General features: G+C 39.9%; 10 protein-coding genes. All 10 read left to right on the top strand.

What is annotated here, in order from left to right:
- Positions 1–58: 58 nt before the first annotated feature.
- The 10 genes from ACZ9EE_RS07700 to rpsB all read left to right on the top strand — a co-directional run bounded on the left by ACZ9EE_RS07700 (position 59) and on the right by rpsB (position 12,581).
- Positions 59–838, top strand: coding sequence for a ribonuclease HII (locus ACZ9EE_RS07700; RefSeq protein WP_476026053.1), 780 nt, complete (start codon positions 59–61; stop codon positions 836–838).
- A 212-nt stretch (positions 839–1,050) separates the two neighbouring features.
- Positions 1,051–2,211, top strand: a complete 1,161-nt coding sequence (gene sucC, locus ACZ9EE_RS07695; protein WP_476026052.1) for an ADP-forming succinate--CoA ligase subunit beta — start codon at positions 1,051–1,053, stop codon at positions 2,209–2,211.
- Between the two features lie 23 nt (positions 2,212–2,234).
- Positions 2,235–3,137 (top strand): succinate--CoA ligase subunit alpha, encoded by a 903-nt coding sequence (sucD, locus tag ACZ9EE_RS07690; protein ID WP_476026051.1) that lies wholly within the window; start codon positions 2,235–2,237, stop codon positions 3,135–3,137.
- A 72-nt stretch (positions 3,138–3,209) separates the two neighbouring features.
- The gene (gene dprA, locus ACZ9EE_RS07685) at positions 3,210–4,106 is read left to right on the top strand and encodes a DNA-processing protein DprA (RefSeq protein ID WP_476026050.1); all 897 of its coding nucleotides are present in this window, start codon (positions 3,210–3,212) and stop codon (positions 4,104–4,106) included.
- A 353-nt stretch (positions 4,107–4,459) separates the two neighbouring features.
- Positions 4,460–6,541, top strand: coding sequence for a type I DNA topoisomerase (gene topA, locus ACZ9EE_RS07680; protein WP_476026049.1), 2,082 nt, complete (start codon positions 4,460–4,462; stop codon positions 6,539–6,541).
- A gap of 641 nt (positions 6,542–7,182) precedes the next feature.
- Positions 7,183–8,490, top strand: a complete 1,308-nt coding sequence (gene trmFO / locus ACZ9EE_RS07675) for an FADH(2)-oxidizing methylenetetrahydrofolate--tRNA-(uracil(54)-C(5))-methyltransferase TrmFO (RefSeq protein ID WP_476026048.1) — start codon at positions 7,183–7,185, stop codon at positions 8,488–8,490.
- A gap of 261 nt (positions 8,491–8,751) precedes the next feature.
- Positions 8,752–9,294, top strand: coding sequence for an ATP-dependent protease subunit HslV (gene hslV / locus ACZ9EE_RS07670; protein WP_476026047.1), 543 nt, complete (start codon positions 8,752–8,754; stop codon positions 9,292–9,294).
- A 19-nt stretch (positions 9,295–9,313) separates the two neighbouring features.
- The gene (gene hslU, locus ACZ9EE_RS07665; protein ID WP_476026046.1) at positions 9,314–10,717 is read left to right on the top strand and encodes an HslU--HslV peptidase ATPase subunit; all 1,404 of its coding nucleotides are present in this window, start codon (positions 9,314–9,316) and stop codon (positions 10,715–10,717) included.
- 112 nt (positions 10,718–10,829) lie between these two features.
- Positions 10,830–11,609, top strand: a complete 780-nt coding sequence (gene codY / locus ACZ9EE_RS07660) for a GTP-sensing pleiotropic transcriptional regulator CodY (protein ID WP_476026045.1) — start codon at positions 10,830–10,832, stop codon at positions 11,607–11,609.
- A 267-nt stretch (positions 11,610–11,876) separates the two neighbouring features.
- On the top strand, positions 11,877–12,581 hold the full coding sequence (gene rpsB, locus ACZ9EE_RS07655; RefSeq protein WP_335467938.1) for a 30S ribosomal protein S2: 705 nt from the start codon (positions 11,877–11,879) through the stop codon (positions 12,579–12,581).
- Positions 12,582–12,707: the final 126 nt, after the last annotated feature.

Here is a 12,707-nt window from a genome sequence, read left to right as displayed (position 1 = left end):
CGGAAATCAACATTCAAGTATAACACAGCCTTTCAATTTATAGACAAGGTGACTACATATGAAGAAACTTTCAATTGCCCAAATAGAAGAAAAGCTGGCTGCTATTTTAGAAGATACAGATTCTTTTATTATTGAACTCGAAAACGATGAGCGAAAAGGTGTCCAACAATGCTTGGCCAAATGGAAAAAACAGCGGGAGCAAGAAAAACTCCTCCAAGAAAAGTTCGATGAGATGAATCAATTTGAACGAAAAATCCGTGCACAAGGCTTTAATTTTATTGCCGGTGTGGATGAGGTGGGCAGGGGACCGCTCGCGGGTCCAGTCGTTACCGCCGCGGTGATTTTACCTGAGGACTTTTTCTTAGCTGGGATTGATGATTCGAAGAAACTGACTGAAAAAAAGCGGCAGGAATTCGCTGCCATTATTAAAAAAGAAGCAATCGCGTACAGTGTGGCGATGGTTCATGCCGAGGAAATTGATGAGATTAATATTTATGAAGCCACTAAGAAGGCTATGTATGCAGCTATTGTCTCCCTTGAGCCAAAGCCTGATTTTTTACTGATTGATGCGATGAAGCTTGAAACCCCTTATCCGGCAGAATCGATCATTAAAGGCGATGCCAAAAGCATCTCGATAGCGGCGGCTTCCATTGTTGCAAAGGTAGCAAGGGACACGTTAATGAAAGAACTATCGTTAAGCTATCCTGTCTATGGGTTTCAACAAAACATGGGTTATGGGACAAAGGAGCATCTTCAAGCCATCAAACAGTACGGCATCACTCCGTACCATCGAAAAAGTTTTGCACCAGTAAAGGACTATATCAACATAATAATTTAAACTAATAACAGGTTCCGGCCTGTTTTTTTTATTATCGTAAAAAAAAATGAAAAGTATTGAAAACCCTATGAAATCGGTTTCTTTCTCCACCACTTTTCAGAATATTTTAAAGATGAATATAATTTTAGTACGAAAAGGTAGACAAGGTTTGTATCATTATATAAAATGAAAACGGAGTCAATTTTTTGAAGAGTTTGATAGGAGGATGGGAAATGAATATCCATGAGTATCAAGGAAAAGAGATCCTCAAGCAATTTGGGGTATCTGTTCCAAACGGAAAAGTGGCATTCACGGTTGAAGAAGCAGTAGAAGCTGCTAAAGAACTAGGTACACAGGTATGTGTAGTAAAAGCGCAAATCCATGCAGGCGGACGGGGAAAAGCCGGTGGAGTAAAAGTGGCGAAAAACCTTGATGAGGTTCGTACATATGCAAATGAAATCCTCGGAAAAACCCTAGTCACACACCAAACTGGTCCTGAGGGTAAAGAAGTAAAACGCCTCCTAATTGAAGAAGGCTGCGACATTAAAAAAGAATACTATGTTGGTTTAGTATTAGACCGCTCCACTTCACGTGTCGTTTTAATGGCATCTGAAGAAGGTGGTACTGAAATTGAAGAAGTAGCAGCGAACACACCGGAGAAAATATTTAAAGAGGAAATCGACCCGGCTATTGGCTTACAGCCATACCAGGCACGTCGCATTGCCTTTAATATTAATATTCCAAACGAATTAGTCAATCAAGCGGTTAAGTTCATGATGGGCTTATATAATGCTTATATTGAGAAAGATTGCTCAATTGCCGAAATTAACCCGTTAGTAGTGACAGGTGACGGCAAGGTAATGGCATTAGATGCTAAATTAAACTTTGATTCGAATGCACTATATCGTCAAAAAGATGTCTTGGCGTATCGTGACTTAGAAGAAGAAGATGCAAAGGAAATCGAAGCATCTAAATACGATTTAAGCTATGTTGCTTTAGATGGAAATATCGGCTGTATGGTAAATGGCGCAGGACTAGCGATGTCCACTATGGATATTATTAAGCATTACGGCGGCGATCCGGCCAACTTCCTTGATGTTGGGGGCGGTGCAACTGCTGAGAAAGTTACAGAAGCATTCAAAATTATCCTTTCAGATCCAAATGTAAAAGGTATTTTTGTTAATATCTTTGGTGGAATCATGAAGTGTGACGTCATTGCTGAAGGTGTTGTGGAAGCAGCTAAGCAGGTTGGACTATCGGTTCCGCTTGTTGTTCGATTAGAAGGAACAAATGTTGACTTAGGTAAGAAAATTCTTGCTGAGTCAAGCGTTGAAATTATTGCTGCTGAATCCATGGCTGACGGTGCACAAAAAATCGTTTCATTAGTCAAATAGGATCGAAAGAAAGGGGAATTCACGTGAGCGTTTTTATTAATAAAGATACAAAGGTTATTGTTCAAGGTATTACAGGCGGAACTGCCCGTTTCCATACAAAACAAATGCTTGAATACGGTACGAAAATTGTCGGCGGTACATCACCAGGTAAGGCCGGTCAAGAAGTCGAAGGAGTACCTGTTTTTAACACGGTTAGAGATGCGGTTGACGCGACAGGTGCTAATGCTTCTGTTATCTATGTTCCAGCTCCATTTGCAGCCGACTCTATTATTGAAGCGGTTGATGCTGAACTAGATCTAGTTATTTGTATTACAGAGCATATTCCAGTATTAGACATGGTAAAGGTCAAGCGTTACATGGAAGGCAAAAAGACCCGTTTAGTTGGTCCAAACTGCCCTGGTGTTATTACAGCTGATGAATGTAAAATTGGAATTATGCCTGGATATATTCATACAAAAGGCCATGTCGGTGTTGTTTCCCGTTCTGGTACCTTAACATATGAGGCTGTTCATCAATTAACACAAGCTGGTATCGGTCAAACGACAGCAGTTGGAATCGGCGGAGACCCAGTAAATGGCACCAACTTCATTGATGTTTTAAAAGCATTTAATGAAGATCCAGAAACTTATGCTGTTATTATGATTGGTGAGATTGGCGGTACGGCAGAAGAAGAAGCAGCTGAATGGGTAAAAGCGAACATGACTAAGCCTGTTGTCGGCTTCATCGGCGGTCGTACAGCACCTCCTGGAAAAAGAATGGGCCATGCGGGTGCCATCATTTCAGGTGGGAAAGGTACAGCTGATGAAAAGATCCGTATCATGAACGAATGCGGTATTAAAGTTGCTGATACCCCGTCTGTTATGGGTGAAACTTTAATTGAAGTATTAAAAGAACAAGGTCTTTACGAAAAGTGTAAGACCCACTAAGGTTTTAACAGATAGTCCCTCATATTTTGAGGGGCTATTTATGATAAAATAATATAATGGAGGTTTATTATTATGGATGAGTTTAAAGAAAAATTTATTCATTTACTGCATTACCCCAATATCTCCTGGAATACCGTCTTTCAGATGTTGAAAAAAGATCCTTCTCTCCAGTCCGTTTACCGCGCACCCGTTTCAACTATTCCTTCAAATCCACTTTACTCAACCATTCCCCACGACTCCTCGTCATTTACTGCCTTTTCTTCTGACAGCATTCACGAACAAATCCGGCAATATAAAACCAATGATATTGAAGTCATCACGATTTTTGATAAAGAGTATCCCCGTGTTTTAAAAGAAATCTATCAACCACCATGGGCCTTATACGCAAAGGGTGATACTTCCCTATTAGAAAAAGACCCGAAGCTTGCGGTGGTTGGATCTCGTCAGGCAACACCATACGGTAAAAAGGCGATCCGGCACATTTTTCCTGACTTGATTAATCAGGATATTCTGATTGTCAGCGGACTGGCAACCGGGATAGATGCCCTAGCCCATGAAGAGACCTTAAAGCTAGGGGGTAGGACGATTGGCGTTATTGCTGGAGGCCTTTACCATATCTATCCAAAAGATAATATGCCTCTCGCTGTTAAAATGATGCAAACGCAGCTAGTCCTCTCGGAGTATCCCCCTGATACCAAGCCGCTTAGATGGCAGTTTCCAGCACGCAATCGAATTATTAGCGGTTTATCCGCTGGAACGTTTATTATAGAAGCAAAGCGGAAAAGTGGGTCGCTGATCACCGCTAACTATGCTGTCCATGAAGGAAGAGATGTATTTTCATTGCCTGGAAGCATTTTTAATCCTTGTTCTGAAGGTGCTAATGAATTAATCCAGCAAGGCGCAAAACTGGTTATAAATGCAAAAGATATCTTGGAAGAGTTAAAGTATACCGCTAAATCCAGTAGTTAAGAAACTCACCGATAAAATTGCCCTTTAAGCAGGTATTTTTAATTAAATGGAGAAATTACCTAAAAAAGGTTGCAAAAATTTCTATTATGTTATACATTTTCCAACAGATGTTAAAATACAAATAAATACATCAATTTTTTTAAAAAATGAATAGAATAAAAAATGTTAAATACTATGATAATTACCATATAGTTTAAAAATTTTGGGATAAGGCAGTTTTGTAAAGTATTTTCTCCGGTTAAATGTGTAAAAACTGGATTTTAGGAAAACTTCTCAAATAGTAAGCATCTTAGAATCAGGCTTTTGCCGTATTCAAGGCGCTTTTACACTTTCCCTCTTAAGGAGGATGTTGAATGGCAGCAGAATTTCTAGTAATTGTTGAATCGCCTGCAAAAGCGAAAACAATAGAACGCTATTTAGGAAATAAGTATAAAGTAAAAGCTTCGATGGGACATGTCCGCGATTTGCCGCGCAGTCAAATGGGAGTAAATGTTGAAAATAGTTATGAACCAAAATATATTACCATTCGTGGGAAGGGCCCGGTATTAAAGGATTTAAAAACAGCGGCCAAAAAGGCGAAAAAAGTCTATCTCGCAGCTGACCCGGATCGCGAAGGGGAAGCAATTGCCTGGCATTTAGCACATAGTTTAGACGTAGATGTCCATTCTGATTGCCGAGTCGTTTTTAATGAAATCACCAAAGATGCAATCAAGGAATCTTTCAAGCATCCACGTCCCATTAATATGGATCTTGTCGATGCCCAGCAGGCTCGGAGGATATTAGACAGACTTGTCGGATACAATATCAGTCCGCTATTTTGGAAAAAGGTGAAAAAGGGGTTAAGTGCTGGTAGAGTTCAATCAGTGGCCGTCCGGTTAATTATCGATCGTGAAAAGGAAATCAAAGATTTTAATCCCGAAGAATATTGGACGATTGAAGGAGAGTTCTTAAAGGGCAAGGACCAGTTTAGCGGGGCCTACCACTCTTTAGCAGGGCATGAAAAAAATGAACTGAAGTCCGAAGCGGATGTTCAAGCGGTCTTAAAAGAGATGAAGGGTAATAAATTCAAAGTCATCTCTGTAAGCAAGAAAGAACGCCGCAGAAATCCTGCACCGCCTTTTATTACTTCCTCACTTCAGCAGGAAGCAGCAAGAAAATTAAACTTCCGTGCCAAGAAAACGATGATGCTCGCTCAACAGCTGTATGAAGGGATTGAGCTCGGCAAGGAAGGTACTGTTGGTCTTATTACTTATATGAGAACTGACTCAACGCGAATATCCGAAATAGCTCAAGCTGAGGCGGCCAGCTATATCAAAGCAGAATTCGGTGAAGAGTATTTGAAGAATGACCAAAGAAAAGAAAAAAAGCAAACGAATGCACAGGATGCCCATGAAGCAATCCGCCCGACAAGTACCTTACGAGACCCGAGCAGTTTAAAAGAATATCTCTCCCGTGACCAGCTCCGATTATACAAGCTGATTTGGGAGCGGTTCCTTGCCAGTCAAATGGCACAGGCTGTTATGGATACTATGAGTGTTGATCTGCAAAATGGCAATGTGATCTTCCGAGCCACTGGCTCTAAAATTAAATTCCCAGGCTTTATGAAGGTCTATGTGGAAGGCACGGATGACCAAGTGGATGGTCCGAATAAAATGCTGCCAGACCTTAAAGAAGGCGATGAGGTATTTAAGAAGGATATCGATCCAAAACAGCATTTCACTCAGCCGCCGCCGCGTTATACAGAAGCTCGGCTTGTAAAAGCCCTAGAAGAGCTGGGGATCGGCCGTCCATCAACGTATGCACCAACTTTGGATACGATTCAAAAGCGGGGCTATGTCGCATTGGATAATAAACGTTTTGTTCCAACAGAACTCGGCGAAATTGTTCACGAATTAATGGTCGAGTTTTTTCCAGAGATACTCGATGTAGAATTTACGGCCAAAATGGAGCAGGGCTTAGATAATGTCGAAGAAGGTAAAGTCAAATGGGTCCAGGTTATAGATGAGTTTTACCGGGATTTCGAGGTCCATCTAGAAAAGGCAGAAAAAGAAATGCAATCCGTCGAGATTAAAGATGAGCCCGCAGGTGAGGATTGCGAAAACTGTGGCAGCCCAATGGTATTCAAAATGGGCCGTTACGGAAAATTCATGGCGTGCAGTAATTTTCCTGATTGCCGGAATACAAAGCCGATTGTAAAAGAGATCGGTGTAACGTGTCCAAACTGTAAAGAAGGACAGATTATCGAAAGGAAAAGTAAAAAAAGAAGATTGTTTTACGGCTGTACGAATTATCCTTCATGTGAATTTATCTCATGGGATAAGCCGCTTCCGAGACCCTGTCCGAAATGTGAAGGCTTGCTAGTTGAAAAGAAATTAAAAAAAGGTGTTCAAGTACAGTGTGTTAATTGTGATTATAAGGAAGAGCCGCAAAGCTGAGAGTGGGGGAAACCCACTCTTTTGTTTTGGTACTTGATTGGGTTCCTTTTTGTCCAACTAAGTGGTATGAGGACAGATGAAGGCCGATTTCGGTAATAGTTGTACTTATGAAGCGGTCATGAGGACAGGTGGAGGCTGATTGCAGTAATAATTGTCCTCATGAAGCGGTCATGAGGACAGATGAAGGCTAATTGTGGTAAAAGTTGTCCTCATGAAGCAATCATGAGGACAGGTGAAGGCTGATTGCAGTAATAGTTGTCCTCATGAAGCGGTCAGGACAGATGAAGGCTGATTGCAGTAATAGTTATCCTCATGAAGCAGTCATGCGGATAGATCAAGGTCGTTGGCCATGATAATTGTCCGCATATAGCCCCATACCGACAAATGTGCCAGATCCCATATCTTTCATATTCCGTTCGTTAGTTTGATAAAAAGCAGCCTTCCTAATTGGCTTCTTTTGTCTGTCTACTGTATTGAAGGTGCTTTTAAGTTTATTTACAAAAACAAAAAACTTTTTTGTTCCTCAATCGTATAGTACAATGCAAGATGGACTTATCATGAGGGCAAGGTATATTTATAGTACTTTTTAATCCAAAATGGTTACTAGTATAAATATTGAAGGAAATTGAGGAGGTACTTATTTGAAAGATGTAACGATAAATGTGATTGGCGCTGGCCTAGCTGGAAGTGAAGCGGCTTGGCAGATAGCTAAACGCGGAGTAAAAGTAAGATTGTATGAAATGCGTCCAGTTAAGCAGACACCTGCGCACCATACTGATAAATTTGCCGAGTTAGTCTGCAGTAATTCACTAAGGGCCAATACCTTAACAAATGCTGTCGGAGTATTAAAAGAAGAAATGAGAAAACTTGATTCGGTAATTATCGCCGCTGCTGATGCATGTTCGGTCCCAGCTGGGGGAGCATTGGCAGTAGACCGTCATGAGTTTGCCGCAAAAGTAACAGAGATGGTGAAAAATCATGAAAATGTAATGGTAATCAATGAAGAGGTGACCGAGATTCCTGAAGGTCCAACCGTTATTGCAACAGGCCCTCTTACGAGTGAAGCCCTATCAGGCCAATTAAAGGGTTTAACGGGAGAAGACTATCTTTACTTTTATGACGCTGCAGCACCAATCTTAGAAAAAGACAGCATTAATATGGACAAGGTTTATTTAAAATCACGATATGATAAGGGGGAAGCCGCATATCTGAATTGTCCGATGACAGAAGAAGAATTTAATACCTTCTATGAGGCCCTTACCACAGCAGAGACTGCTCCTACAAAGGAATTTGAAAAAGAAGTCTTTTTTGAGGGCTGTATGCCAATCGAAGTAATGGCGTCTAGAGGGAAGAAGACGATGCTATTTGGTCCGTTAAAGCCTGTTGGACTTGAAGATCCGAAAACAGGAAAGAGACCATTTGCAGTGGTCCAACTTCGACAAGACGATGCTGCCGGGACGCTTTTCAATATTGTTGGTTTTCAGACACATTTAAAGTGGGGGGCACAAAAGGAAGTTATCCGCCTAATCCCAGGTCTCGAAAATGCTGAAATCGTACGCTATGGTGTTATGCATCGAAATACGTTTATTAATTCACCTAAGGTTCTAAAGGCTACCTATCAATTCCGGAATCGTGAAGATTTATTTTTCGCAGGTCAAATGACAGGGGTAGAAGGCTATGTTGAATCGGCTGCAAGCGGCTTAATTGCTGGAATTAATGCGGCTCGGTTAGCAATCGGGGAGGAGACAGTTGAGTTTCCTGCCGAGACAGCAATTGGCAGCATGGCACGTTATATTACAACAGCCAACCCTGATAATTTTCAGCCAATGAACGCAAACTTTGGTTTATTTCCAGAACTGCCAGTGAAGATAAAAGGTAAGCAGGAAAGAAATTTACAGCATGCCAATCGAGCGTTAGAAACAATTCAGAACTTTGTGAAAGTTTTGTAAAATTTATTGCAAGGGCTATAGAAGTATGTTACGATTTATTAGCCCTTGTCAGTTTAAATAGTATGTTAATTGTGAATGTTTTATTAAACATATTTACGAGATGTTTACAAATTGTAAGCAATTCCGCAAAATGACAATTGAACCATTAATAACTTGTTTTCAGTGATTTTCTTTATTCTCATCAATAAGTGGGATAGGTACCCAGCTATTACATATCACTCAACTTTAAACGGAAATTACTCCAAAAGGGAGGAAAATTTAATGAATCAATTTCATGCGACTACGATATTTGCGGTCCACCATAACGGTGAATGCTCAATGTCCGGTGATGGCCAGGTGACTTTTGGCAATGCAGTTGTGATGAAACACACTGCCAGAAAAGTAAGAAAGATATTTAATGGTAAGGTATTGGCGGGATTCGCTGGTTCTGTTGCAGATGCGTTCACTCTTTTTGAATTGTTTGAAGCAAAGTTAGAGGAATATAACGGGAACCTTCAAAGAGCTGCAGTCGAGCTTGCTAAAGAATGGAGAAATGATAAGATGCTTCGCAAATTGGAAGCGATGCTAATTGTCATGAATCGCGAAAGCTTGCTTTTAGTTTCCGGAACCGGTGAAGTGATTGAGCCAGACGATGGGATCCTTGCCATTGGCTCAGGTGGGAATTATGCATTGGCCGCTGGCCGCTCATTAAAGAAATATGCAGGGGAACATTTATCTGCAAAAGAAATTGCAAAAGCTTCTTTAGAAATAGCTGCGGAAATATGTGTATATACCAACCACAACATTATCGTTGAAGAGCTGTAATCGGAAGGAGACGGAAAAAATGGTAAAAACTACGGATTTAACTCCCCGACAAATTGTTGAGAGACTTGATCAATATATTATTGGACAGAAGGATGCTAAGAAAGCGGTTGCTGTTGCATTAAGGAACCGTTACAGAAGAGGCCTTTTAAATGATAAGCTTCGTGAAGAAATTATTCCAAAAAATATCTTGATGATTGGTCCTACTGGGGTAGGTAAGACGGAAATTGCCAGAAGGATGGCAAAGCTTGTCGGTGCTCCATTTATTAAGGTCGAAGCCACTAAATTCACTGAAGTGGGTTATGTTGGGCGCGATGTAGAATCAATGGTGCGCGATCTTGCGGAAACATCTGTTCGTTTAGTCAAAGAAGAGCGTATGCAAAGTGTGAAGGAACGAGCTGAAGAAAATGCAAACAGCAGGCTTGTTGATTTACTTGTTCCGTCAGCTAAAAAAGCAGCGAACTATAAAAATCCGCTTGAAATGTTATTCGGCGGCGGCAATTCTTCATCTGAACCGGACACCCAACAAGAAGACTATTCTGCTCAGGAAAAGCGGAAGATTGTCAAAGAAAAGCTTGCTCTCGGACAATTAGAAGACGAAATTGTAACCGTAGAAGTAGAAGAGCAAACGCCATCGATGTTTGATATGCTGCAAGGTTCAGGAATTGAACAAATGGGTATGAATATGCAAGATGCCCTCAGCAGTTTTATGCCAAAAAAACGGAAGAAGCGAAAACTAACAGTTCGCGAAGCAAGGAATGTATTAACAAATGAAGAAGCTGCAAAGCTGATTGATATGGATGAAGTTTCATCAGAGGCAATCTATCGCGCAGAACAAACAGGCATCATCTTTATAGATGAAATCGATAAAATTGCCAGCAAAAATTCCGGCGGTTCATCGGCAGATGTTTCACGTGAAGGTGTCCAAAGAGATATCCTGCCAGTAGTTGAGGGTTCAACGGTTGTCACAAAACACGGCACCATTAAAACCGACCATATTTTGTTTATAGCTGCGGGTGCTTTTCATATTGCGAAACCATCGGATTTAATACCGGAACTTCAAGGCCGTTTTCCAATTCGTGTTGAACTTACCAAGTTAACAGTGGAAGATTTCTTTAGAATTTTAATTGAACCTGATAATGCCTTAATTAAACAATACCAAGCATTATTGGAAACAGAAGGTATACAAATTGAATTTTCTGACGATGCTATTCGTAGAATAGCTGAAGTAGCGTTCGAAGTGAATCAAAATACCGACAATATTGGGGCTAGACGCCTTCATACGATTCTCGAAAAGCTGTTAGAGGATTTATCCTTTGAAGCTCCAGATATTACGATGGAGAAAATTACGATTACGCCGCAGTACGTCGATGATAAGCTTGGGGCTATTTCAAAGAATAAAGATTTAAGCCAATTCATTCTTTAGGAATGCTGCTTTTTTGAATTTTTCAGGAGATGCCATTCTTAAATACTCATACATGAAATAAGTTTTACTAAATAATTTAATAATGGTTGTAGTTACTAGGAGGAAGAAACAGATGGATTTACTTACAAAAACTAGACGTATTAATGTTTTACTACAGAAGGCAGCGGGCAAGCCTGTTAATTTCAAAGAAATGTCGGAAACGTTAAGTGAGACAATTGAAGCAAATGTTTATATCGTAAGCCGCCGCGGTAAGCTTTTAGGTTTTTCGATTTATCAACAGATTGAAAATGAACGCATGAAGAAAATGTTTGAGGATCGTCAATTTCCAGAGGAATACACTAAAGGCTTGTTTAATATTCAAGAAACTTCTTCAAATTTGGATATTGAAAGCCAATATACTGCATTCCCTGTAGAAAATAGAGATTTATTTAAAGAAGGTTTAACAACGATTGTTCCAATTATTGGCGGCGGGGAACGCCTTGGTACATTAATTCTTGCGAGACTGCAAGAAAAATTCCATGACGATGATTTAATTCTCGCTGAATATGGTGCTACTGTTGTAGGTATGGAGATTTTACGTGAAAAGTCGGAAGAGATTGAAGAAGAAGCAAGAAGCAAAGCCGTTGTACAAATGGCGATCAGTTCATTGTCTTATAGTGAATTAGAGGCCATCGAACATATTTTTGAAGAATTAAATGGCCATGAGGGCTTATTGGTTGCTTCAAAAATTGCTGACCGGGTTGGAATCACACGTTCAGTTATTGTAAATGCACTAAGAAAGCTTGAAAGTGCAGGGGTTATTGAATCACGTTCTCTTGGTATGAAAGGTACGTATATTAAGGTCCTCAATGATAAGTTTCTTGTGGAGCTTGATAAATTAAGATCTAACTAATAAGAGATAATCCCCAGTTTAAAAAAATTGGGGATTTTTATTTTGTTAATGGTAAACGGATTGATTGAAGCCAAGTATCTTGAGCGGAAATCAACAATCAAACATTTTTTTAAAAGTAATTCTTGATTGTTATATTTACTTATGCTATATTATTTCATGGTGTTAATACACACGCTTGTTGATTTAAATGGATGGTGCTGAATCTATCAGTTTCTATTTAAAAATGAGACGAGCGGAGGAAAACAAACCACTAGGAGGAAAAAACACATGTCAGTTATTTCAATGAAACAATTGCTTGAAGCTGGTGTACATTTCGGACACCAAACTCGCCGTTGGAACCCTAAGATGAAGAAATATATCTTCACTGAGCGTAACGGTATCTACATTATCGACCTTCAAAAAACAGTTAAAAAGGTTGAAGAAGCTTATAACTGGGTAAAAGATCTTGCTGGTAACGGCGGAACTATTCTTTTTGTTGGTACTAAAAAACAAGCTCAAGATTCTGTTAAAGAAGAAGCAGCTCGTTCTGGTATGTACTTTGTTAACCAACGCTGGTTAGGTGGTACATTAACAAACTTCGAAACAATCCAAAAGCGTATTGGCCGCTTAAAAGATATTGAAAGAATGTCAGAAGACGGTACTTTTGAAGTATTACCTAAGAAAGAAGTTGTTCAACTTAAGAAAGAACAAGAGCGTCTTGAAAAGTTCCTAGGCGGAATTAAAGACATGAAACAACTTCCTGATGCACTATTCATCATCGACCCTCGTAAAGAGCGTATCGCAGTTGCTGAAGCTAAAAAGCTAAACATTCCTATCGTAGGTATTGTTGATACTAACTGTGATCCAGATGAAATCGATGTTGTTATCCCAGCTAACGATGATGCTATCCGTGCGGTTAAACTATTAACTGGTAAAATGGCGGATGCAATCCTTGAAGCTAAACAAGGTGAAGAAGTAGCACAAGAAGCGTAAGATAGTGACTTATTCAAAAAGGTGATAAGAGGGAGACCCTTTATCACCTTTTTTTAAGAAATGTTTATCTTGAGTTTGAATGGCTAAGATATAGAATAGTACATAGAATTTAAGGAGGAAATTTAA

The sequence above is a fragment of the Bacillus sp. URHA0034 genome (genome assembly GCF_056280405.1).
Note: the sequence above shows the minus strand (reverse complement) of the source record. Positions and strands in the feature narration are given on the sequence as shown.